At 39.1% G+C, this 24,581-nt stretch carries 17 protein-coding genes and 1 pseudogene; 3 read left to right on the forward strand and 15 right to left on the reverse strand.

Annotated features, from left to right (window positions below):
- Positions 1 to 113 precede the first annotated feature (113 nt).
- From BXY_RS21445 to BXY_RS21495, 11 genes and pseudogenes are all read right to left on the reverse strand, one after another.
- Positions 114 to 656, reverse strand: coding sequence for a hypothetical protein (locus BXY_RS21445; RefSeq protein ID WP_032812111.1), 543 nt, complete (start codon positions 654 to 656; stop codon positions 114 to 116).
- A 193-nt stretch (positions 657 to 849) separates the two neighbouring features.
- Positions 850 to 2,933, reverse strand: a pseudogene (locus BXY_RS21450) (beta-glucosidase).
- A gap of 67 nt (positions 2,934 to 3,000) precedes the next feature.
- On the reverse strand, positions 3,001 to 4,572 hold the full coding sequence (locus tag BXY_RS21455) for a PKD domain-containing protein (RefSeq protein ID WP_004314818.1): 1,572 nt from the start codon (positions 4,570 to 4,572) through the stop codon (positions 3,001 to 3,003).
- Positions 4,573 to 4,590: 18 nt separating this feature from the next.
- Entirely contained in the window at positions 4,591 to 5,751 is a 1,161-nt protein-coding gene (locus BXY_RS21460) for a sialidase family protein (protein ID WP_004314819.1), read from the reverse strand.
- Positions 5,738 to 7,192: a RagB/SusD family nutrient uptake outer membrane protein gene (locus BXY_RS21465; protein ID WP_004314820.1), complete on the reverse strand. Its 1,455-nt coding sequence runs from the start codon at positions 7,190 to 7,192 to the stop codon at positions 5,738 to 5,740. Before BXY_RS21465 ends, BXY_RS21460 begins: the two co-directional genes overlap by 14 nt.
- Before the next feature lie 19 nt (positions 7,193 to 7,211).
- The gene (locus BXY_RS21470) at positions 7,212 to 10,496 is read right to left on the reverse strand and encodes a SusC/RagA family TonB-linked outer membrane protein (RefSeq protein WP_015532953.1); all 3,285 of its coding nucleotides are present in this window, start codon (positions 10,494 to 10,496) and stop codon (positions 7,212 to 7,214) included.
- A gap of 25 nt (positions 10,497 to 10,521) precedes the next feature.
- The gene (locus BXY_RS21475; RefSeq protein ID WP_008025676.1) at positions 10,522 to 11,754 is read right to left on the reverse strand and encodes an MFS transporter; all 1,233 of its coding nucleotides are present in this window, start codon (positions 11,752 to 11,754) and stop codon (positions 10,522 to 10,524) included.
- Between the two features lie 6 nt (positions 11,755 to 11,760).
- Entirely contained in the window at positions 11,761 to 13,401 is a 1,641-nt protein-coding gene (locus BXY_RS21480; RefSeq protein WP_151927745.1) for a sialidase family protein, read from the reverse strand.
- A gap of 116 nt (positions 13,402 to 13,517) precedes the next feature.
- Positions 13,518 to 14,429: a dihydrodipicolinate synthase family protein gene (locus tag BXY_RS21485; protein ID WP_008644728.1), complete on the reverse strand. Its 912-nt coding sequence runs from the start codon at positions 14,427 to 14,429 to the stop codon at positions 13,518 to 13,520.
- A gap of 36 nt (positions 14,430 to 14,465) precedes the next feature.
- Positions 14,466 to 15,533 carry a hypothetical protein gene (locus BXY_RS21490; protein WP_456151229.1) on the reverse strand — a complete coding sequence of 356 codons (1,068 nt, stop codon included), beginning with the start codon at positions 15,531 to 15,533 and terminating at the stop codon, positions 14,466 to 14,468.
- Positions 15,530 to 16,282: a FadR/GntR family transcriptional regulator gene (locus tag BXY_RS21495; RefSeq protein WP_004314826.1), complete on the reverse strand. Its 753-nt coding sequence runs from the start codon at positions 16,280 to 16,282 to the stop codon at positions 15,530 to 15,532. Before BXY_RS21495 ends, BXY_RS21490 begins: the two co-directional genes overlap by 4 nt.
- A 414-nt stretch (positions 16,283 to 16,696) precedes the next feature.
- Here BXY_RS21495 and BXY_RS21500 point away from each other — a divergent pair, with 414 nt between their 5' ends.
- From BXY_RS21500 to BXY_RS21510, 3 genes are all read left to right on the forward strand, one after another.
- Positions 16,697 to 17,323 carry an HU family DNA-binding protein gene (locus BXY_RS21500; RefSeq protein ID WP_004314827.1) on the forward strand — a complete coding sequence of 209 codons (627 nt, stop codon included), beginning with the start codon at positions 16,697 to 16,699 and terminating at the stop codon, positions 17,321 to 17,323.
- 300 nt (positions 17,324 to 17,623) lie between these two features.
- A complete protein-coding gene (locus tag BXY_RS21505; protein WP_004314829.1) occupies positions 17,624 to 18,649 on the forward strand; it encodes an AI-2E family transporter in 1,026 nt (341 codons plus the stop codon).
- 56 nt (positions 18,650 to 18,705) lie between these two features.
- Positions 18,706 to 19,878: a glycosyltransferase gene (locus tag BXY_RS21510; protein WP_004314830.1), complete on the forward strand. Its 1,173-nt coding sequence runs from the start codon at positions 18,706 to 18,708 to the stop codon at positions 19,876 to 19,878.
- 2 nt (positions 19,879 to 19,880) lie between these two features.
- Here BXY_RS21510 and rimI read toward each other — a convergent pair whose 3' ends face one another.
- The 4 genes from rimI to BXY_RS21530 form a co-directional block, all read right to left on the reverse strand.
- Positions 19,881 to 20,339 carry a ribosomal protein S18-alanine N-acetyltransferase gene (gene rimI, locus BXY_RS21515; RefSeq protein ID WP_008644726.1) on the reverse strand — a complete coding sequence of 153 codons (459 nt, stop codon included), beginning with the start codon at positions 20,337 to 20,339 and terminating at the stop codon, positions 19,881 to 19,883.
- Positions 20,339 to 21,805 (reverse strand): RimK family protein, encoded by a 1,467-nt coding sequence (locus BXY_RS21520; RefSeq protein ID WP_004314832.1) that lies wholly within the window; start codon positions 21,803 to 21,805, stop codon positions 20,339 to 20,341. Before BXY_RS21520 ends, rimI begins: the two co-directional genes overlap by 1 nt.
- A 130-nt stretch (positions 21,806 to 21,935) precedes the next feature.
- The gene (locus BXY_RS21525) at positions 21,936 to 23,180 is read right to left on the reverse strand and encodes an ABC transporter permease (protein ID WP_015532955.1); all 1,245 of its coding nucleotides are present in this window, start codon (positions 23,178 to 23,180) and stop codon (positions 21,936 to 21,938) included.
- Between the two features lie 123 nt (positions 23,181 to 23,303).
- Positions 23,304 to 24,503, reverse strand: coding sequence for a pyridoxal phosphate-dependent aminotransferase (locus BXY_RS21530; RefSeq protein WP_007757808.1), 1,200 nt, complete (start codon positions 24,501 to 24,503; stop codon positions 23,304 to 23,306).
- Between the last annotated feature and the right edge of the window lie 78 nt (positions 24,504 to 24,581).

Below are 24,581 nucleotides of genomic sequence, written 5' to 3' on the forward strand. Positions count from 1 at the left end.
AACGTGTCCCATTTGTAGACTAAATGCAAAATTAGCAAGATGAAAAATAAAAGAAAAGAAGAATATCGCTTTTAAAGGATATATAACCCATTCTAAAGGTGGTGTGACTTTCATTAAAGTCCTTTGGTAATTACAGGCAACCCAAATAAGCCCTTTTGCAAAGTCAGAATCTTCGGCCGACCTGTCTTTGTCTTATTATAAGTAGAAGGAGATACATGCAATGTTTCTACATTCCCATTTTCAAAAGCTACCTGCAAATAATATTCTTTACGAACACCATCCGACACATAACGGTGTCTGCCGACTCTACGGGTTTTCTTGTGTGTTTCCACATATTTTTTCTGTACCATGACTTTCTCTTCATGCGTGGAAGCAGAATCGGCAAACCAGTAATTCCCCCCAAGAAACAATACACAACTGATAGCACCGACACAAACCAAATGGCAACAACAATTAATTACTTTATTATCCATTGTTGTCAGCCAAATCCATCCTTTATAGAAAGGAATTGTTGCTATCACTATTATAAGTGCCACTCCAACAGGTATCCACCAGGCAGCTAATGTATCTTCGTATACTACATAGGCAACTCCACATGAAATAATAATCACGAGAATCATCAGGATACGAAGTGCATTAATAAATATAATTTTCATGATATTGTAATATATGTCTGCAAATATACAGAATTGGCCAAATAAATAAGACAATTCCACCATTAAATAATAAATGAATGAGATATTATCAAAAAAACTACAATCTAAATCATTATCAGACTGTAGTTTTATTAACTTATGCTTAAAGGCAAATTCTATCATCGGCATCCACAAAGTAGCCCTAAAAGTATTCCTATTCTTTTATAAAAGAAAGAGTTTGATTTATATGCCTGGAGGATGTTCCTAGAAAAATTGTATATTGTCCAGTATTTGTTTTCCAACTATGTGTCTGATCATCCCAAAAAGCTAAATCCTTGGAAGTTATTATAAACTCAAGGATTCGATTTTCCCCAGGTTTCAAGGATACTTTCTCAAATCTTTTTAGTTCTTTTTCGGGACGTAATACACTTGGCTGGTTCTCTTTGATATATAATTGTACCACCTCAGCTCCTTCACACTTACCTGTATTCGTAAGAGTAACAGAACATTTTATAGTCTGTTTATCATTCATCTTGTTAGATGATAATCGTGGTTTTGTCAAAGCAAATGTTGTATAGGATAGTCCATATCCAAAAGGATAAAGCGGTTCTATCTTCTTTGTATCATACCACCTATATCCAACTAATACATCTTCCTTATAATTAACATCATACACATTAATAAGATGCTCATTTTTAAGCTCATTATAGAGTGATGCCCCTTGTGGCAAATATCCCCATGCCGGTGAATCTTTAAATGACCTTTCTATAGTCATCGGTAATTTTCCTGATGGATTTACTTTTCCGATAATAATATCAGTAAGTGCTTCAAATCCAGATTGTCCTCCATACCAACCATAAATCAAAGCTGCTAATTGTTCGTTCCATGCTGACATATCAATCGCAGACCCAGTATTGATAATAGCAATAGTGTTAGGATTATTTTTAGTGATATAGCGCATAAATGATTCGTCTTCCCTAGGTAAAGCAAACGGACGTTCTACGGCTTCTTTATCCCGTGTACCCATACTCAATAAAACAACATCAGCCTCTTTTATCTCTGCCACAGTAGGCTTTTCAATATAATATACAGTTCGCCCAAAGACTTTCTGCAAAGCATCAATCAGACTTACATTATTATACCCTATCACTTCTGCCGCACCATAGCCACGAGGTATTTCATATACAAATTTACCGGTTAATAATATTTTTCTATTTTTTGTAGGATCAAGCGGTAAAATTTCATTCCTGTTTTTAAGTAATACCACACCTTCTTCTGCAACTCGCCTCGCAGTCTGCTCATGTTCAGGATATTTACTTAACAAAGTCGTGTCATACTTAGGCCTGCTATAAAATCCCATGGCAACACAAGTAGCCAAAGTGGGCCGTATCATATCGTCTAAATCCTTCTCTGTTATTTTCTTTTCATGATATAAATCCAATACTGATACTCCAAAATTATATGAACCCGGCATTTCCAGATTTTGACCTGATTTAATAACCTTTTCCAAATCCCACACAGAATTCCAGTCACTCATAACCAACCATTTAAATCCCAGCTTTTCTCTAAGAATCTTCTTTATTACATACGAACTTTGTCCTGCCCATTCGCCATCGATCTGATTATAAGAAGTTATTACAGACATAGCTCCTGCATCTATCCCAGCTTTAAAACCCGGCAAATAGATTTCATTCATAGCACGTTCTCCGATAATGGAATTACTCCGTTTACGATAAAATTCAGTATTATTCCCGTAGAAATGCTTTAAACATGCCGCTGTACCCGTACTTTGAAGTCCGGTCACATATTGACTGACCATTTGAGATACCAAATAGGGATCTTCTCCAAAATATTCAAAATTTCTGGCACATTGAGACTGTCGATAGATATTTAATCCGGGACCTAACAAAACCTCAATTCCTCCAGCTCTACATTCTTCTCCAATAGCTTTAGCATATTGGTAAGATAACTCCGGTGAAAATGTTGAGGCTAGCAAAATGGGAGAAGGAAAAGCTGTTGAACGTTCCAGTTGCTTTACAACGTTAGGATCAGGCAAATTATTCCGGATATTAACCCCTTGTGTCGCATCCGACAAATAAACAGGAAGTATTCCTTTTTCTTCAAAACCTTTGATAAAAAACTTATTATAGCCCCTAACCATGGCGCTTTTTCCTCAATTGTCAGCTTCTTTAATAATTCATCCGCCTTCTTGTATGCTTCACTTGTCTCCATTACCTGTTGTGCATATAAACCAATGCAATTTACAAGCATGAAAATCAATAGAAAAAGTTTTTTCATATTCTGATATTAATTGAATGTGGAACTTCTCTTTTACTGATTAAAAGAGAAGTTCCACAATTAGTTTTTAGTTATTGTATAAATCTTGTATTTCTTCTTCTGACAATATTCTGTTATACAAAATAAAATCATCCAGATAACCATTCAAGAAGTTCTCAGGTGCAAATTCTCCATTAGTAAATCGATAGTTACAACCAATATAGTATGGCCAATTATCTACCACCTTGTCAACAACCCCTTTCTTTTCAATAACTTTCTGCCCATCTATATACAAATAACTATCTCTTTTTCCATCCACTTTCTTATAAATACATACATAGTGATGCCACTCACCGTCATCCATTCGTTTACCTTCATATTCAGCCCAGTTTCCTGCTTTTCCCTTGTATTCTACACAGAAAACAACAGTTTTACCACTGGTATCAAGTCTAAACCAACTTTGTCTGGGCACAGGATCGGTATAAGTAGCACCAGGTCCCACACCTTGATGAAAGACTGCATTCTTAGCTGTCATATTTGAAACCTTCACCCAAAATGCAACTGTAAATTCACTATCCGTATAATGATTCTTCAATCCTTCTTCAGGAATAGACAAAATTGAATAATTTTGCTTGTCGCCTTGGAAGTGTGCTGCAAATCGACATTCAGCACTTTCTCCGGAAAAGCGCGCCTGAGAATTATATACACTGGAACCAGCTCCTGCCGTAAGTTCCTCAGGATTCAATTGATTTGGACCTGCATCTTTATTATCACCATCGAATGGCAAATACAATACTAACTTTTCTGCAGAAACAACATATACATAACCTTCTTTCTCTTTCGTAGAGCTATTTACTGAGTTTTTAGCTTTCAACGTCACTTTGTATTTTCCTGGATTATTATATTGCACTACAGGATTTTGTTCTACAGAACTGGCTGGAGTACCTCCTTCAAATGTCCATTCCCATTCTTCAACCGTTCCTAATGTCTTATCCAAGAAGTTAATATATCCCCCGGCATAAGTATTCCGGCATTGTGCACCAAAATCAGCGGCAATCGCATTTTTATCAATAACAGTAATATAATCCTCTCTTACTTTGTCCGAAGACGCTTTGGGATTCTTAGCTGTCAATTTAATAGTATAGATTCCCGGAGAAAGTGTCATTTGTGGATTTTGTTCTGTTGAAGTGATAACTGCTCCACCTTCTTTAGGTGTGAAACTCCATAACCACTCATTCGGATAGCCTTTGGACAAATCTTTAAAAGAAATAACATCTTCATTTGTAGCAGTAGTTTTATCTGCAGAGAAGTCAACAGTTATCTGCGACGGATAGTTAACAGTAATATATTGTTCCTTCACCATTTCGTTTGCTTCTTCTCCGCGTCCGACCGACAAGGTAACCGAATAAACTCCAGGCTTATTATATACAACATTAGGACTAAATAAGATTGAGGTTTCTGGTTCTCCACCTTCGAACCGCCAATTCCATTTAGAAGGTTCACCAGTAGATATGTCTTTGAAAGTAATACTTTCTCCGATTGTGACTTCCTGAAGATCTGATTCGAAAGCAGCTTGCAAGGACTGCAAATCATCTTCAGAACAAGCCAATAACAATATCACAACAATACACTGTAATAAATATATAGTTTTTCTTTTCATATCAGTAATGTATTAAATTCATTGTATTGATTTTATGCTAACAACTTTAAATGCCAGCCCATCCGTATATCGTTTTTCTCCTCCCTCATAGATAATAGCAATCTGTGAATCAGAGAGCTCAACTATATCAGAGTAACCAGAGTTACCTTCATAAACTGTATATTGTCCCTTCCAGTTTTTCCCATTATCCGTACTTTTTTTGATAGTCATATTAATACGTTCCGTAGCGGAAGCAGCATTCGAAAGAAAAACAGCTCCTCCTATTGATAATATACTACCCTGACACTTACAGTCTATTTGATCAATGCTAATTTGAGGTGAAGACCAAGTAAGTCCTCCATCTATGCTAGTACAACTTTTCCGATAAAAGCCTTCATCTGCTCTCATATTCAACATTAACGTTCCCTCTCCTATCTCGGCTACAGAACATTCTCCAACACCACCGACAGGAGTAGGTTCTCCTGGTTTCCATGTTTTTCCGTAATCATCAGAATAAATGATATGAGAATAACTCGTGACCTTTCCACTCTCCCGAGTTGTAAAATAGTTTGGAGCAACTAATCTTCCTTTATGTATTCCCTTTTGAATCTGAATACCATGGCACGGACCGGTAGCATACCAATCCCATTTTTCTTTTTTTACAGAAGAAGTTATTTCAACTGGTTGCGCCCAAGTAATGCCGTCATCATCAGAATATGTATAGTACGGACGTCGGCTGTCTTCTCCGGTACCATTGGTTATTGCCCCCCATTTATCAGTCTGGAAATTCCAAGTCATAAGCAGATGTATTCTACCTCTGTCGTCAACAATAGGCACGGGATTTCCACAAGTGTTTTGTCCATCATTCCATATCGTAATCTGTTTACTCCATGTTTTTCCATTATCCGACGAACGTTTGACTACAAGATCTATATCTCCGCTATCTCCATTACTTCGAGCTTTTCTAGCTTCAGCAAAAGCTAATAAAGTATTGCTTTTACTTTTAACAATAGCAGGTATTCGATAGAGTTCAAAACCATCCGTCCCTTGATTATAAATATAGTTGAATTCGGACGAAGGCACTTCTTCTTCCGGTGGAACAGGAGTTGGGTTTCCTTGTGTCTCATCATCTTTTTGACAAGCCTGTGTAAACATACTTGTAAAAAGAAATACGCATGTAATAATCTTATAGGTTTTCATATCCTTGAGTTTGTTTTAAATTAGGATTGATATTTATATCGCTCAATGGGATTGCAAGATATAATGGAATGATAATATTATCATCGACTTTTTTCTTTAAGTTCGGGACCTCCTGATAAACATCAATCGTTCCACCATAATGAAATCTAAGAAGATCGGGCCATCTTTTTCTCTCAAGATATAACTCTCTTGCACGCTCGTTCAGAATTTCTTTCTCCACTGCTATTTTATTGGTACTTCCATTATAAGTTCCAATCTTGGCACGGTCTCTGACTCTATTCAGTTCAATAATAGCCTGTGGTGTTTGATTTAACGCCGCATAAGCTTCTGCTTTAAATAAATACATCTCTGCAAGCCGATATATAACTATATCTGAGTCATAGGTGCGATCTCCTTCTGTTTTTGTTCCCTTCATCTTATTATCAAAAGTCCCTATTTCATTTCCGTCCGCATCCTTTGCAGTGATATAAGAGTCTTTGGTTCTGATATCTGCCGGATTTGCATTAAAAAGACCTATCAAAAACGGACTTGGTGCATAAGTGCTGCGAGCTCCTCCTTTAGCATAAGGAATTTCATCCTTATTGACCGCCTTTTCTACAAAAACATCTCTTGGTTTCAGACTCTGACTATACTGAGCTTCCTTTTCATAAATTTCGAAATGGATAGTCCATATCACTTCTTTCCCATATTTAGTTCCATAAATATCTGCAAAGTTATCTTCCAGTGAAAGTCCTTTACTTGCCAAATCCGCATAAGTTATGACATCTTTCAAATCTTGTTCCGATCCATTCATCACTTTTGCTTTCCATAGCAAAATATCGGCTTTCAATGCATAGCATGCCGGCTTCGATGCCCTTCCTTTTCCATTTGCATAACTTTCTTCCGGAAAAAGATCAATTGCCGTATTTACATCACTTAGAGCACGTGCCAAAACTTCCTCCGCGGGTTCTCTTGCTAACTTAGGCTTATTTGAACTTTCTGTCGGTTCCAGTTCCAAAGGGGCATCCCCCCATATCCGGGCAATACAGAAATACATATACCCTCTGATACAATACGCCTCTGCCAATAATCTGTTTTTATCAGCCTCTACACCAAAATCTATTCCGGGAGTATACTTCAGTAACATATTACAATGTTGTATTACAGAGTAATAGCTTGACCAGCTATAACCATTTTGCGATGTGAGGTTTTGCGCCCATAAATTAGAAGGGCCACCTTCCAGCCCTGTTGTAAAGGCATCTCCTCTGTCTTCAAAATGAAGAGTAGAATTCGATGTATCGCGCAATTTGGTATAAATACCGATCATATAACTTTCTACATCGCCTTTTGTATTCCAGTATCCATCTCCGGTAATGCTTGAAACAGTATCTACATCCAGTAAGTTACACGAATGTAACAAGAATAAAGAAATGCCTAATAGTATTGATTTAAATTGTTTCATAATTATGAGTCTTATTTAATTAGAAATTAATTTTTACTCCCATGTTATATTGTCTGGGTCTCGGATAAATACCATAGTCAACACCAGTATATATTTCAGGGAACATGCCATCATATTTTTTTATATAACCAATATTATACGCTCCTGCAAAAACTTCCACAGCACTGAGTCTCATCTTTCTAATCCAAGATAATGGCAACATATAACTTAAAGACACTTCCCTGAATGCCAGGTAATCTCCCTTGCTAAAATACAAGCTATTATTAGTACTACCACTTGCAGAGCTTCCGATCTGATTATCCCATCTCATATGATTTCTATATTGATAATCATAGTCACTCTGAACAGTATATTTAGGATATTTGCTTCCATCATTCGCACTCTGCCAAGAATTGGTCATTGCCTCTTTGATGGCATTATTATTATTACGTGAGCTACCCATTATCTGTCCTTTGAAGCCATTGTCTATTACATGCCCCATAGCCCAGTCCATAACGATTCGCACGGTTAGTCCTTTGTATTTCAATGTATTAATAATTCCTCCGACTTTATCAGGACGAACATATCCCATGAAAATCATGTCTTTTGAGTCCAATTGTCCATCATTATTTACATCTTCAAATATTGCATCTCCCGCATGTTTCTTTCTTCCTTGTGCGTTCGGGTCATTAGGTGCCTTGGCCGCTTCTTCTTCAGTCTGATATGTTCCCAAGTAATGAAAAGCCCATCTTCCGCCAAATCTCTCACCTTCGGCAATACCACCCACTTTTTTTGTCCCTCCAGTTGCAGGATCATAAACAAAATTTCCTCCTACACGATGCTTTTCTTCTCCATTATCCGGTAAGTCTACTACCACTCCTTTGTTATAAGCAAATGTCAACCCTAAATCCCATGAGAAATCTTTAGTTTGAATAGGACTAGCATTCAACTCAATCTCTACTCCGGAGTTTCTTACAGATCCATAGTTACTCTTAATGGAACTAAATCCGGTAGAACTCCATAAAGGTTCATCATACAATCTGTCAAATGTCAGTTTGTTGTAATAGTCGATTAACAGTCCTAATCTATTATTGAAAAAGCCCAAATCAACCCCGATGTCATAGGATTCTGTTGTTTCCCAGCGCAACTGCGAATTTTTCAATGTTGTATTTAATATACCGACAGAGCCCTGATAGTTGGTATCTGTAATCTTATATTCTCCTCTCGAATTAGCCACACTCAAATTGTTGTTACCTGTGCGCCCCCAACTAGCACGCCATTTCCAACGACTAACGATAGCTTCCAATGGTTTATAGAAGTTTTCCCGATGCATATTCCACCCAGCAGATACTCCCGGGAAAAATCCCCATTTATTATCTTCCGCAAATCGCGAAGAACCATCGGCACGCATACTAATAGAGAAAAGATATTTGCCATTATAATCATAATTTACACGTCCGAAATAACTCAAAGTGGCTTCCATTGTTTTAGTTGAACTTGCCCGCTGAGTACTATCTGCCGTTGCATTTAATGTCGGAATTAAATCTATGGAAGAACCACTGCCACTTGCAGAAAGCCTATAACTATAATCATGAGTATAGCTGGCACCTGCTACGACTCCAATATTATGATCTTTCACTTTCTTATCATACGAGAGCACTAAATCTCCCTGCAAATGCCTGTCAAAATTATGTTTGGCAGAAGCCGGACGAATTGTATTTCCGGTTGTTTCATTATCTGCCTGAAAATAATTTTCTATACCTTCCGTACCGAAATAATAGGCTGTAGGCTTTAATATCAAGCCAGGCAGAATATTCCAAATTGCACCTAATTGGAAAGTTGTCCTATATACATTGGTATCATCATAGTTAGTCTTATAATAAATTTCATGCAATCTGCTTCTGAAAGAAGAAATTCCTTCACCCGGAGCCGGAGTTCCATCTTCATAATACAAGCGGTAAGTTGGTGGAGTCAATATGCTTCGTGATATGGTATTAACTGTATTTCCACCTCCTACAGCATCTCTCACCTGCAAACTAGCTTTAGTAGACAGACTCCATGCTTCACTCAATTTATAGTTTCCATTAAACAAAACGCTGTAATTCTTATAATTCGTACCTCGAAGAATACCATCCTGATTCAAATATCTTAATCCTACATAATAGTTAATAGCTTCCGTCCCTCCACTAATGCTCAAATCTATTTCATGCTTCTGCCCAGTTGTAAAGGTGGCTTTCTGAAAGTCATTATCCTGAAAAATAAGTTGTTTACCTGTAACAGGATCTGCCATTGTCTGCCATCCTTCGTTTTCCAACAAGTTACTGACGTAACCTTGACCATACTTTTGAAGATAAACATCCAAAAACTCAAGCGTATTCTTTGAATTTCTAGGATTTCCGGTTGACATACCAAATGAACCGCTCAAAAATTTAGCCTGATCTTCTTTTCCATTATAAGTTAAGTCTGCCTGATTAAATTTGGCAATATTCGAACGAGATAATGTTATATAATCCCGTGCATTCAATAATGGGATTCGCTGAGGTTGTTGTTCCACTCCGTATGTGTATCGCAGACTCACAACAGGTTTCCCTTTCTGACCGGATTTAGTCTTGACAAGAATAATACCATTGGCTGCTCTGGAACCATAGATAGCGGTAGAAGCAGCATCTTTCAAGACCTCTATAGATTCTATATCTGCCGGATTCATATCTGATATATTTCTAAAACCTTGTGATATTATACCATCAATAATTATTAAAGGCGTATCACTTTCCGGCGAAGTTGAACTTCCTCCACGAATAAATAATTGAGGATCAGCTCCAGGCTGCCCACTAGAAATCTGTAAAGACAGACCAGGCACTTTTCCTTGTAACTGTAATAATGGATTCTGTCCGGGTGCCTTCTGGAATTCTTCCTTATTTATCTTAGAAATAGAATTGGTTATTAATGCCCTTGATTGTTTTCCATAGCCTATAGCTACAACTTCATCAAGCAATACAGAACTCTCTTTCAAAACAATAACAATATTTCTACGCCCTTTGACTGCAATTTCTTTTGTTTCCATTCCTACAAAAGAAACAATAAGAGTAGCGTCAGGAGAAACCATTATTGAGAATTCACCGGACGCATTGGTAATGGTACCTTTATCTATTCCTTTTACAGAAATTGAAACTCCGGGCAATTCTACCCCAGTTTGATCCTGTACTATACCAGAAACTTTAATTTCTTTAGAACTGATATCATCTGCTTGAATATTTAGGGAAATAAATAAAAAAGCAAATAACACCGATAATATTTTATTCGTATGCTTTATTGAGTTTTTCATAAAATATAAAATTAAAATTTGAAAATTAATCTTTCATATCAATTGTTTTAGGTCGCAGACAAGTGACCAGAATAACCAGCATAGCCAGTACCAATATAGCAAGCAGTGCAAAATCACGTCCCAGGTGTCCGGCATCCATTGATTCGCCTAAAAGGCTAGTAATAGCAGCTCCGGCAAATACACCACACATATTCATAATACCATAAGCGGTTGCCCTGTAACGTGCAGATACAAACTGACAAAGAATAGGCATATTATTTGCATCAAACATACCAAAACCTATTCCGAATAACACCGCTCCCATGACCAATGCAAAAATAGAATGACCATATCCGATAAACAGCAGGGAAGGTATGATAAGCCCCAAACCCAACGCACCGGTATAAACTCTTCCACGTACATTTTTTAATACCCATCGATCCGAGATGTATCCACCTGCCAATACTCCGAAGAGTGAAGATAAGGCTATAGAAATGGTAGACATAGGACCTGCTACTGAAATATCAATAGACAAGCTATCAGAAAAAAGAGTTGGTAACCAATTCTTTGCCGCCCATCCCGGAGTACCCGGCACACAGAAATAAAATAAGATAACCCAGAAGAAGACATTAGAGAATAACATTCCCAAGCTCTTCAATACCGGAATCTTTTTCATCTTCTGATTCTCCGAGACATTTCCTCTCTCTTTATCACGTAGGAAAAATGCCAGAATAATACCATAACCTACACCTATAATGCCAAACCAATGAAACGTGGTATGCCAGGAATAGATTGCTGCAAAAGTAGCTCCGAACCCACCGATAGCCTGTCCTACATATAATCCCGTCATATGTATTCCCACAGCCAGCGAACGAGTTTTATCTTTGTGAAAATCGGCAATCAGAGACAAAGCAGCAGGTAAATACAGTGCTTCACTAACTCCCATAATCCCACGCAACCAATAGAGTTGATTGAAAGTGGTGGCATAGCCCATCAGATAAGTAACTCCCGACCATACACACAGACTACCTACAATCAACCATTTACGGTTCACACGGTCACCGATGATACCCGACAAAGGACTCATCAGTCCGTATACCCACAGGAAGACAGCCATCAAACGACCAAAATTGGCAGCCGATTCCAATTCCCGGACATCCTCCATCATCGGAATTCGCATAGTGGAAAGCATTTGCCTGTCCATATAATTCAGCAAAGCAACACCCCACAATAGTCCGACTACTACCCAGGGATATATATTTGAAGTTTTATTATTCATGCCTGTTTACTTTAAAATCTCCGTTAAATCGATTTTTATAAAAGCTAAATCCGACTGACTGCTCTCATATAATATGCCTATTGAATTTTCATCTATGGACGTAATGCAGGAATATCCGGCACTGCGATATTGGTCGAAAAGAATCCAATGTTCCTTCGGCCAGGTCATTCCATCATCAAAACTCACTTTCAAAGTCAGTTTATCCCTTTTCCCATAATCATTCGGATTTACAAAGAGAAGCATGCTTTTCTTTTTTCCTTCTTCTATATATTCATGTCGGTGCAGGCTTGCCATACAGGTAGGTTCCACCAGTGCCTTTCTTGAAGTAGGATGTTCCTTCCAACTCGCTCCCAAATCGGTAGTCGTACAAATTCTCCGACCGTTCACCTCTTTATGTCCTCTGTTCCGGTTGTCGCGCATGTTCAACATCAGGGCACCATCATTCAATTGTACGACACTACATTCCGTTACATCCTGATATGCAGAGTTGCTGGTCACCCACGTCTTTCCGTGATCTTTACTATACGTAATATTTGAGAAAGGAAGTCCCTTTTCATCACGTCCTTGTGTGGGAAATACCAACGTACCATCCTTCAACGTAATCCCTTGTCCCGGTGCCGGTGCAAACAGCCACCATTCAGGATGCTTCGTCTTTGCGGTTATATTATCCGGAAAACTCCAGCTAAGACCGTCATCCGTACTTTTCGCTATCATAAACTGGCAGGTTTCTTTTAGTCCTGTTCCGGGTTGGGAGCCTTTTCCTTTCCATTGGTGTGTCCAGACCGTGCTACTTTCATTCAATCCTTCTATCCACTTGCCATCTTTATCCAGCAGGCCATGCATCCACAATCCGGCTACATAAATGTCACCTGTATTTTTATCGACTAGAATACAAGCATCGCTCACTCCATTGTATTTCTGCGGCAAGCCGCCCCATTCTCCCATATCTAATACAGTCTGAACAGGTTGCCAGGTCAATCCCTGATCCGTACTCCGATGAAGAGCAATGTCTATATTTCCTTGCAAATCACGAGAGTAGTCATAACGGGCATCAAAAATGGCTAACAAAGTTCCTTGATTGCTGGTAGCCAATCCCGGAATACGTGACGAAACACACCCATCCTGTCCTTTCTGCCGTACCGCTACTCCTACCCGCAAAGGTTTACTTCCTTTTTCCGAGATTTTCAGATTGCCTTTAGTCGTTTTAATCCGGTTACAGTTAAGTTGAATACGGTGATCCAATGAAACCGTATCTTTCAACGTCACGGCTACCCAAAAAGACAAAGAATCCTGATTTACCTGCACTTTATCAGTAAATGATATTTTACGTGCAGCGGGAAGTGATTTATATAGCAAACGGGATGTATCTATCAGTCCATTTTCTTGTGTACCATATATAGCAACAGAAACAACATCTGCCACATCTGTACTCCCTAATAAATCTAAATCTATTTGCTGAATGGCGTAAGGTTGATTGTCTGCCCTGATTAGAGTAACCTTTAATACAGGACTTGCCGATTTCTTCACCAACACAGGAATTACCGGTCGTTCCAGCACCCATTTTATTTCTTTACCCAAAGACGTGGCTGGCAATACCAATAATAAAATCATTGAAAATATGATTAATATTTCCCTTCTTACTTTCATAGTATTTTTATTTTAGGTAATTTTGAACGCATTTAACTAGATTTGAGGGGAATGACAGAAAGTAAAATAGCTAAACCCCAGCAATATACTTTTACTGTCATCTCCTCTTTTTATATCTAAAAATCGAAGAAATTTATTGCATCCAAATCACCTTTTAATTTGTCATACTCCTCAACTGAAAAAGGTTTTATCGGTAAACGACAACTGCCACAATCAATACCTATTAATTTCATGATAGCTTTACCTCCACGTACGCCTCCACCATATTTAATGATAACTTCCACTGTACGTATAGATTTCATTTGCCAGACACGTGCTGTTTCCACATCATTTTGCTTCATTGATTCAAAAATGGCATGGTAAACATTGGGAATATAATTATATGTACTTCCTACGCCTGCCACAGCTCCCATTGATAAACCTGCAATCAGAATCTCGTCAAAGCCATGCAGAACTTCAAACTTATGCTGCTCCAAATCGATGCAAGCCCCCATCTCCATCAGGTTATTATGAGTAAATTTAGTACCTACCAAGTTTGGTATTTTCTTCTTACCCTCTACCAAAAATCTATCTACCGGCAAATTAACCCCTGTGATCGACGGCATATTATAGTAATAGAAAGGCAGTCCACTGGCAGACCTGCAAACCGGAGCAAAAAAATCGATCAACTCATCTACCGTTCCCGGCTTGAAAAAAGACGGAGCTATTGAAGCAATGGCATCGGCTCCTGCTTTTTCCGCATGACATGCCAGTTCCATAGCACTCCGCTGACAGTTTGAACCTACATGGGCAATCACTTTGAACCGCTTACCAGCCGAAGCAACCCATTTTTCAAGAATTAATTTACGTTCATCAATCGTCAGCGAAGAGAATTCACCGGTCGTACCACACACAAACACCCCTTTAATAGGAGTTGATGCGATCCAATCAGCATATTTTTCAATAACAGATAAATTTACATCCCCATTTTCATCCATTGGGGTGAAGGTGGCCGCAACCATCCCTTCCAGTCTTTCATAATTGTTCATAATGCATTTAATTAGATTTGATATTTCATTTTATTTCTAGAAACTTCCCTTTAGAATAAATGGCGTCCGTATTCCCGGCTGTACCTCACCACTTACGATAAATACCTGATTTCCGACAGAAACAACATTTGTAGTAACCGGAATGCGATAAGGACATTCGAGCGAATCTACCAGAGAATTCGTACTTGTACTAACTACTCGTAACTTACGGCTGAATCCCGGATGCTCGGAAGATGTAGGAAGAATCTCTTCCACTCCCCCAAATAGCAGAATCTTATCCTCCCCGTATGGTATACCAGTCCCCGCCATTACAGGAAAAGAACCGATCATTTTACTCCATTTTCCAATGCCTGGCTCAAATACGTACCCCTCCGTATGTTCTACCATCGCCTCATCCGGAGCATAACTTCTTCCGCTGAAAAGATAAAATCGTTCCCCTTGAGCCACACCTACTGCATAGGAAAGAGAAGGACCATTCCAATCCGGCATTTCTTGCCATCCTCTTTCTTTATGCATCAAATCAAGCATGTAAAAATGATGAGTCGACTGTTCATTTACCATAGTCTCTTGCCCCCCAGCAATATAAATACAGTTATCATCCATTGCTCCCGTTGCATTCGCCAACGGAACCGGCAAAGATGGATAACTGACAGAGTCTATCACAAATGAATCTTCTTCTTTCTTTATCAGGAAAACGTTATCACTACACTGCGTACGATCACACCCTCCAATACACAACAATCCTTCCGGCAGACTTATTGAAACTCCATAAGCAAGCGGGCGATCGAGAAAATCATCATAAACAGTCCATTTTCCCGTTTGTAAATCATAGCTATATAAAGTAGACCACCAAGTTTTCGTTCCTCCTTCCCAAGGATACTTGTCAGGAAAGTTAGCTCCGCCCAGCACAAGCAACTTTCCTTCCACTATCCCGGAATATGCACCTGCTAATCCGACGTTCTCCGGCATGCCGGCGCATCCTGGAAGCAGCAATGAGTTTTCCCATTGCACCTCTATCCTCTTTTCCTTTTTTCTCAAACAAGATGTATTCATAAACAATATTATTAAGGATAAACATAAAATGATGAAATATAGTCTTTTCATATCCCTTCTACCTTTTCACTACTTTCTTTTTCTGCCATCAACTCCTGACTCCGATTGACCTTGAAAATCTTATAAACCTCAAAATGTCTTTCGATGGCATCCCGGTATCCTTTTTCATCCCCTTTTTTTATAAAATCCAGCAAATCAGCATGAGTAGCTATTTTACCACTTTTACTCATTTCTATATTTATAGGTTTCAAATAATCTTTGAATTTTTCTTTCACATAGACAAGTATAGGGTGAATGATTTCCTGAAATTCGGATATTATTTTATTTCCAGTGATTTTATATAGTTTCGTATGAAAAGCCGATTCACTGATTAATGCGTATTCATTATTCTCAAAAACAATTCCCATTTTCACTATCTCGCTTAATTCTTCGATGTCTTTAGGAGTTATCTTACGGAAAATATCGCTTGATATTCCTATTTCAAGTGCAATTCTGAAATCTAACAGATCTAAAATAGTTTCTTCACTCAAAACACGAGGATCTATCACTCTTTTCATCCCTCCTAAAATAGAAGGTTCGGTCAGAACCATTCCTTTGCGAGGACGTGCATGAATCAGCCCCATCATTTTCAAACGACTCAATGCTTCTCTGACAACACTCCTTGCAACTCCTAATTCTGCAGCCAGATTATTCTCATTGGGAATTGAATCTCCACGCCTTAAGTCATTCTTTTTAAAGTAAGTAAGCAGACTGTCTTCCACCTGATCGATTAATGTTGTTTGATTAATTTCTATCTTCATATTATTAGAATTTTATGATTTGTATTATTTGTCTGACAAATAATACAAATGCAATATTAAGGGATTTTTTTTAGAATACAATAATATTAGTATAGAAAAACACTCACTTATGCTGAAAAACATAATTTTCGGCACAGGACAAGAAACGTTCACTTGTTCAACACATTAGAAGATTATTCCCAAACATTGCATCAATTACTTGTCCGCCTCACATAAAACAAATACCTTTACTGCATAATTTTCATTATCCCCTTACAACAAAACAATTATTTTCTTATAGGAAAACAAATAGTTTTTTATAACAGGACAATAGACACCCTATAACAGGACGAGCAAAATTATACTAAGCAGTTTCATAAAAGCTACAGTAAAAAACAATAAAGAATACAGAGAATATATTTAATTATCAGAATAATGGCATATTACGACTTTAAGAAGAAACCGGCTCTCACTACAAAAGAGGGAGAAAAGGATGTGTTGTACCCCAGCATTGTATTTAACGGCACTATCAACACCAAACAACTATTGAAACAACTCGTTGCCCGCACCGGATACAAGCCGGGAGTGGTAGAAGGTACACTGATGGAACTTGTAGACCTCGTGGGAGAATACATAGGACAAGGCTACCGGGTAGAAGTAGGTGAGTTCGGTTATTTTTCCGGAAAGATAAAATCCCGACTGGTGAAAGATAAAAAAGACCTGCGTTCACCTTCCATTCAATTCAACGGAGTGAATTTCCTTGCTTCCAAAACATTCAAGAAGAAAGCAACGGGTAAACTGGAACGGGCTCAAAAACTATTTTTCCAAGCTTCAAGCCAACTGGATGACGAAGAACTGAAAAGAAGACTACTTGAACACGTCAACCGATATGGATTCATCACACGCACCACATATACCGAACTGACCGGACGACTGAAAAATAAAGCATTAGAGGATTTAAAGCGGTTTGCCAAAGAAGGCATAATCTGTAAAGTGGGACGTGGGAATCAAATGCTTTTTGTGAAAAACCAAGAGGATAGTCAAACAGAGCAGAATATATAACATAAAAAAAGGCTATCTATCCCAGACAGCCAATCTTTGTTAACCTTAAATCTAATACTATGAAAAACACACTACAAAGATACGAGCTTTTCGGTTATCTCCAAATTTTCAGGTCAAAGCAGTGTATCTTATAACATGGTTTAATAGAAACAACCAATCCGTTAACATTTAACATAAATCAATTGGATATTAACGAATATCCGCTCAATGAAACCAAACTGTTTTCATTTCGTTATCTCACCATAAAACAAACCTTTCCTATACCTTAATTGTTCATTATATAAACGAATTTCACATGATATGAGCACCAAAGAACAATACTGGAAATATTCCCTCATCGTCATCATCCTATTTATGGGGATCATCATCTTCCGACAAATCACTCCATTCCTGGGAGGATTATTGGGAGCACTCACTATTTATATTCTTGTACGCGGACAGATGAGATATCTGGTAGAAAAACGAAAGCTAAAACGTAGCCTAAGTGCTTTACTGATTACCGCAGAAACTATTTTTGTCTTCCTTATTCCTTTGGGACTGACCGTCTGGATGGTAGTAAATAAACTACAAGATATCAATCTGGACCCACAAACGTATATCGCACCGATCCAACAAGTAGCCGAATTTATCAAAGAGAAAACAGGATATGATGTATTAGGAAAAGATACATTGACATTCATTGTCTCCATACTTCCCCGTATCGGACAAATCATAATGGAGAGTATCAGCAGTCTCGCCATCAACCTGTTCGTCATGATCTTTGTACTTTATTTCATGTTGATCGGAGGAAAAAAAATGGAAGCATACGTCAACGATATTCTGCCATTTAACGAGACCAATACTCAAGAAGTAATCCACGAAATCAATATGATTGTTCGTTCCAATGCCATCGGTATTCCCTTGCTGGCTATCATTCAGGGAGGAGTAGCCACGATAGGTTATCTTCTTTTCGGAGCACCCAACATCTTATTATTAGGATTCCTGACCTGCTTTGCAACCATTATTCCGATGGTGGGCACTGCATTGGTATGGTTTCCCGTAGCCGCTTATCTGGCTATAAGCGGAGACTGGTTCAACGCCATCGGGATTGCCGCATACGGAGCCATCGTCGTATCACAGTCAGATAACCTGATTCGGTTTATTCTTCAAAAGAAAATGGCAGATACTCATCCACTTATCACTATTTTCGGGGTAGTCATCGGTCTGCCGTTATTTGGGTTTATGGGAGTGATCTTCGGTCCGTTGTTGCTTGCGTTATTCTTCCTTTTTGTAGATATGTTTAAAAAAGAATATCTGGACTTACGAAATAACCTCCCGTCGAGATGACGGAACTACCGAAAAATTGTGTACTTTTGCCGTTGTAAAAACGACACTAAAATTTGATGGAAACATTTACATTCAATACTGTCGAACTGATTCTTTTATCAGCGGCAGGTATTCTTTTTATCATTCAGCTCATCTATTATTTTGGTCTGTACAATCGGATACATGCCCATAATAAGGCTGTACGCAAAGAAGAGGTACATTTTTCACGAGAACTGCCTCCACTTTCCGTAATTCTCTGCGCACGCAATGAGGCTGAAAACCTGCGTAAAATCCTGCCAGCCATTCTGGAACAGGATTATCCGCAATTCGAGGTGATTGTCATCAACGATGCTTCCACAGATGAAACCGAGGATATACTGGGAATGATGGAAGAAAAATATCCTCATCTTTACCATAGTTTTACCCCTGAAAGCGCACGTTATATCAGTCATAAAAAACTGGCCCTGACATTAGGCATTAAAGCCAGTAAACATGATTGGCTGGTATTTACAGAAACAAACTGTATGCCGGCAAGTAACCAGTGGTTAAAGTTAATGGCACGCAACTTTACTCCGCAGACTCAAATCGTATTGGGATATAGCGGCTATGACCGTACAAAAGGATGGTTGCACAAACGTACCGCATTTGATACCCTCTTCCAATCCTTGCGTTATCTGGGATTCGCTTTAGCCGGAAAACCATATATGGGTATCGGACGTAACTTAGCTTACCGGAAAGAGTTGTTTTTCCAACAGAAAGGATTCTCCAAATACCTGAACCTGCAACGTGGAGAGGATGACCTATTCATCAACCAGTTGGCAACTCCTTCAAATACCCGCGTCGAAACAGACATCAACGCCACCACACGGATAAATCCTGTGTACCGATACAAAGAATGGAAAGAGGAAAAAATAAGCTATATGGCGACCGCAAGATATTATCAGGGAATACAACGATACCTTTTGGGATTTGAGACTTTCTCCCGTCTGTTATTCTATGTTTCCTGTATAGCAGGCATCGCATCCGGCGTCCTCAATTCTCATTGGTTAGTCGCAGGCATCGCACTGTTAATCTGGTTACTACGCTTCATCATGCAAATTGTCGTTATTAACCAAACAGCCAAAGAAATGGGAGGAAACCGGAAATACTATTTCTCATTACCGCTATTCGACCTTCTCCAACCTATACAGTCGCTGAATTTCAAGATTTGCCGATTCTTTCGAGGAAAAGGAGATTTCATGAGAAGATGAATTCATGGAATCAACCGTTGCATATAAATAGCATTCGAACCATCATGATAATAGCATGGCTTTATTCCTGCCGGAATAAAGCCATTTTTCATATATAGCGCAATAGCGGCAGCGTTCGTCACCTTCACTTCCAAAGTAATTTTAGCAGCCTTACATTCGTTAGCTGTCCGAATCGTTTGGTCCATCAATGCTTGTCCCAATCCTTTCCCTCTGAAATCCGGATGGACAGCTATCGAATAGATCCTTAAATAATGAGTTCCACCATGGAATAATAAGGAGACATAAGCGATTACCCTATCCCCTTCCATCATTACATAGAAAGTTCCTTTCGAGCGGCTTATCAGATAAGCAAACTGTTCTTTCGAAAAGCTATCTTCCCGAAAACATTCCCATTCTATTTCCAAAATAGCAGGAATATCACTTTGCTGTGCTTTACGAACAAATAAACCCGTCTCCATCATCAATAATGTTTCGCCTCCAAGGCCTGTTCAAAATGATTCAGTAACCGGTAATACATTTCATCACCGATAATGGCATCTTCCAGCCCATGGTCGATACTCGGATTATCATTGATCTCAATAACATAGGCTTTATCATCTACCATTTTCAGGTCGACTCCATACAATCCCTTTCCGATCAGATTCGCAGCTTTAACGGCTGTATCCAACACTACCCGAGGTACCTGATAAATAGGAATCGTATCTACCAGTCCGCAACGACTTCTGCCCGAATCATAGTGGCAGTAAATTTGCCAATGTCCTTTTGCCATATAATATTTGCAGGCATACAGCGGTACCCCATTCAACAGGCCGACACGCCAGTCAAACTCCGTAGGAGTAAATGCCTGCGCCAGTAAGATAGCCGACTTCTCAAAAAGCATCTTCAGACTTGCTTGCAGTTCTTCCTCATTCGAAACCTTTTTCATGCCAATGGAATAAGACCCATCCGGTATCTTCAGAATAAAAGGAGCCCCCACCTGTTCGCTGATCTGCTCAAACGAATGATCGTTTGACTGAAAAATCAGCGTTGACTTAGGAGCAGAAATTTTTTCCTTTTCAAAAAGTTCTTTCAGGTATACTTTGTTCGTACACCGGATGATGGAAAGCGGATCGTCAATAACGGCCATTCCGTTTTGTGCAGCCAATTGCGACAAATGGAATGTATAATGATTCAATGATGTTGTAGTACGAATGAACAAGGCATCAAATTCGAGCAAACGGATGGCGTCATCTTCCGTAATCATTTCCACATGAATATTCATCTTCTTGGCAACTTCTGCCAATTTATGCAAGGCACCTTTGTTGCTGGGCGGAAATTTTTCCTGTGGATCAACCAATACAGCTAAACTATAACGGGAAGCTTTCGCCGACTTAGGCGCACGCCATATTTTCTTATTAAAGTTATCCAATGTGTTGGCAAAGAAATCCTGCTCTTCATCATTGAGCCGATTCAGAGGAAGAAATTGAATACTTTCGATCTGATTTCTGGGATGAGTATTCAAAGCCACCCTCAATAATGGGCAAGGGTAATTCTCAAAAATAAATCGTGCAATCCGCTCCAGACCTTTCTCTCTACATTTGCCAAAGTAAATGTTCAGATACCAAATGTCGTCTTTGACATTGTTCTTCTGTATCCACTGGTAACAGAGGGCTTGCAGACTACGATCCATCCGAACACCCGTCCCGGTCTCCAACTTGTTGATTATATCAACATCCGGAATGACTTTCTGTCCTCTCGTTTGGGCTAACAATGAACAGTAATACCCTTCAGAGTTATAACTGTAATCATCGCTAAGATTAATAACTAACTTCCGGTCTTTTTCTACCGGCTTGTTTTTCAGATAGTCGGAAACAGTCAGGACACTACTTGTCTCGTAATACGGTTTCCAGTCATCCAGATTATCCAACAGGATTAACACATTATTCATAATGGTTAAAAATTAAACCTACAAGAGGATATTAAGTAAATTGGGCGCAAATATAGACATATTATTCACTCCACATCACGCAACAGACTAAATTATTTATGCAGTAGAAAACGGGTAGAAAAAAAGAGGATTATTCGTATCTCATGGAGCTTGCCGGATTGATCTTAGTGATTAAAAAAGAGGGGCCAATCAGCATCAATACAGAGGCAAACAAAGTGCCTAGATTAATCAATACGAAAAGTAAAATATTAAAAGAAACCGGAACTGTATCTACGTAATAAGTCTCCGGATCAAGTTTGAAGAGTCCGAATTGAGATTGAAGAATACAGAATGCCAAACCAATAGCATTGCCCCAAAGCATGCCTTTGCCAATCAGAAAGACTGCAAACCAAAGAAAGGTTCTGCGAATCGTGAAATTATTGGCTCCTAATGCTTTTAAAATCCCAATCATATTGGTGCGTTCGATGATAATAATCAGTAAACCGGAAATCATGGTGAAGCCGGCAACTCCTATCATCAAAATCAGAATCACCCATACGTTCAAATCCAATAAATCAAGCCAGGCAAAGATTTGAGGATTCAGTTGTTCGATGTTACGCACATAATACACACCTCCCAGTTCATCTTGCCTGTTATCAATATCAGTTGCGATCTCATAGGTTATATCTTCCAGTTTATCATAATCTTTCACCTGTAATTCCACACCGGTCACCTGTTCCGGTTGCCAACCGTTCAAGCGATTCACCAGATTAAGATCCGTCAGTAAAAAGAGGTTGTCGTATTCGGAGAAGTTCGTCTGATAAATTCCGGCAATCGTCAGGCGACGAGCACGAATATCATCCTGTATATAATAGGTATATATCTTATCTCCCAGTTTCAACTTCATTTTAGTTGCCAACGCTTTCGAGATAAGCACTTGATTGGTAGATACTGAATCACTGAAAACAGGAATCTCCCCTTCTACCAAATACTCTTTTATAAAATGGGGGTCGAACTCCGGACCTACCCCTTTTAACACCATTCCCTGAAAAGCGTCATCGGTCTTAATCATACCCGGTTTGGTAGAGAAACGCTGCACATGGCTTATCTCCGGATAATCAGCAAGAGCAGTCATCATACTGTCTCCTACCACAATCGGATGAGTTTCGTAAGAACTGACGGCATCCAGATTAGTTATCTGAATATGTGACCCGAATCCTATGACTTTATTTCTCACCTCACTTTTAAACCCGATAACTACCGCCACCGCAATAATCATCACAGCCAAACCAATAGCAATACCCGCCATGGCAATGAGGACCGCAGGACGTGACACCTGCTTTCTGCCATCGCTTTCACGATAGATACGCCGAGCTATGAAAAGTGATAGAGACATTGGGTTAAGTATTAAGTATAAAGTATTAAGTATTAGACATAAAGTATTAGACAATTATACACACGAGCAAACACACAAGAAGCTACGGTTAATACTTAATACCTAATACTTAATACTTAAATTTCATTCTGTTCTTCCCGGATATGCTTCCAAGGCCTTCTGCAAGACAAAAAGCGCACGGGTTAAATCTTCTTTCTTCAATACGTAAGCAATACGAACTTCATTAATGCCGGAACCCGGAGTGGTATAGAAACCGGAAGCCGGAGCCATGAATACCGTCTGACCTTCATATTCAAAATCAGAGAGGCACCATGCACAGAACTTGTCGGAATCATCTACCGGGAGTTTCGCTACTGTATAGAAAGCGCCCATCGGGATGGGTGAATAAACACCGGGAATACGGTTCAAACCGTCAATCAAGCATTTACGACGTTCTACATATTCATCATACGTTTCACGAGAATACTCTTCCGGAGCATCCAAAGAGGCCTCTGCAGCAATCTGTCCGATCAATGGAGGACTCAAACGAGCCTGGCAGAACTTCATGACAGCATCGCGTATCTCCTTGTTTTTGGTTATCAACGCACCAATACGAATACCACATTCTGAATAACGTTTGGATACGGAGTCAATTAATACCACATTATTCTCAATACCTTCCAAATGGCAGGCAGAGATATAAGGAGAACCGGTATATATAAACTCACGATATACTTCATCGGAGAAAAGGAACAAATCGTACTTCTTTACAAGGTCACGAATCTGATTCATTTCACGACGGGTATACAAATAACCGGTAGGATTGTTGGGGTTACAAATAAGAATCGCTTTGGTACGCTCATTAATCAGTTCTTCAAATTTCTCTACTTTCGGAAGGGAAAAGCCCTCTTCAATGGTCGTAGCAATGGTGCGAATCTTTGCTCCGGCAGAGATTGCAAATGCCATATAGTTAGCATAAGCCGGTTCCGGAACGATTATTTCATCTCCCGGATTCAGGCAGGAAAGGAAAGAAAAAAGTACGGCTTCCGAGCCTCCTGATGTAATGATTATATCGTCTGCTGTAAGGTTGATATTGAATTTCGCATAATATCCTACTAGTTTCTCGCGGTAGCTACGATAACCGGCACTTGGACTATACTCCAATACCTTCCGGTCAATATTGCGTATCGCGTCAATCGCGGCCTGAGGAGTGGGCAGATCAGGCTGTCCGATGTTCAGGTGAAACACATGGACTCCACGTTGCTTGGCAGCGTCTGCCAAAGGAGCCAGCTTTCTGATAGGAGATGCAGGCATCTCGTTTCCGCGAATGGATATGGTTGGCATAATTTTAACTACAAATTACTTAATTACTATTTACTTTTTCTACTTGGAGCTGCAAATGTACGCAATAATTTGAATACA

The sequence above is a fragment of the Bacteroides xylanisolvens XB1A genome (assembly GCF_000210075.1).
Lineage (GTDB): Bacteria > Bacteroidota > Bacteroidia > Bacteroidales > Bacteroidaceae > Bacteroides > Bacteroides xylanisolvens.

Excerpts from the sequence above, each read along its gene's own strand:
- BXY_RS21505 (WP_004314829.1), top strand. The coding sequence starts at position 17,624 with ATGAGCACCAAAGAACAATACTGGAAATATTCCCTCATCGTCATCATC.
- BXY_RS21445 (WP_032812111.1), bottom strand. The coding sequence starts at position 656 with ATGAAAATTATATTTATTAATGCACTTCGTATCCTGATGATTCTCGTG.
- BXY_RS21490 (WP_456151229.1), bottom strand. The coding sequence starts at position 15,533 with ATGAAAAGACTATATTTCATCATTTTATGTTTATCCTTAATAATATTG.
- BXY_RS21500 (WP_004314827.1), top strand. The coding sequence starts at position 16,697 with ATGGCATATTACGACTTTAAGAAGAAACCGGCTCTCACTACAAAAGAG.
- BXY_RS21455 (WP_004314818.1), bottom strand. The coding sequence starts at position 4,572 with ATGAAAAGAAAAACTATATATTTATTACAGTGTATTGTTGTGATATTG.
- rimI (WP_008644726.1), bottom strand. The coding sequence starts at position 20,339 with ATGATGGAGACGGGTTTATTTGTTCGTAAAGCACAGCAAAGTGATATT.
- BXY_RS21475 (WP_008025676.1), bottom strand. The coding sequence starts at position 11,754 with ATGAATAATAAAACTTCAAATATATATCCCTGGGTAGTAGTCGGACTA.
- BXY_RS21470 (WP_015532953.1), bottom strand. The coding sequence starts at position 10,496 with ATGAAAAACTCAATAAAGCATACGAATAAAATATTATCGGTGTTATTT.
- BXY_RS21460 (WP_004314819.1), bottom strand. The coding sequence starts at position 5,751 with ATGAAAACCTATAAGATTATTACATGCGTATTTCTTTTTACAAGTATG.
- BXY_RS21495 (WP_004314826.1), bottom strand. The coding sequence starts at position 16,282 with ATGAAGATAGAAATTAATCAAACAACATTAATCGATCAGGTGGAAGAC.
- BXY_RS21480 (WP_151927745.1), bottom strand. The coding sequence starts at position 13,401 with ATGAAAGTAAGAAGGGAAATATTAATCATATTTTCAATGATTTTATTA.
- BXY_RS21525 (WP_015532955.1), bottom strand. The coding sequence starts at position 23,180 with ATGTCTCTATCACTTTTCATAGCTCGGCGTATCTATCGTGAAAGCGAT.
- BXY_RS21530 (WP_007757808.1), bottom strand. The coding sequence starts at position 24,503 with ATGCCAACCATATCCATTCGCGGAAACGAGATGCCTGCATCTCCTATC.
- BXY_RS21520 (WP_004314832.1), bottom strand. The coding sequence starts at position 21,805 with ATGAATAATGTGTTAATCCTGTTGGATAATCTGGATGACTGGAAACCG.
- BXY_RS21485 (WP_008644728.1), bottom strand. The coding sequence starts at position 14,429 with ATGAACAATTATGAAAGACTGGAAGGGATGGTTGCGGCCACCTTCACC.
- BXY_RS21510 (WP_004314830.1), top strand. The coding sequence starts at position 18,706 with ATGGAAACATTTACATTCAATACTGTCGAACTGATTCTTTTATCAGCG.
- BXY_RS21465 (WP_004314820.1), bottom strand. The coding sequence starts at position 7,192 with ATGAAACAATTTAAATCAATACTATTAGGCATTTCTTTATTCTTGTTA.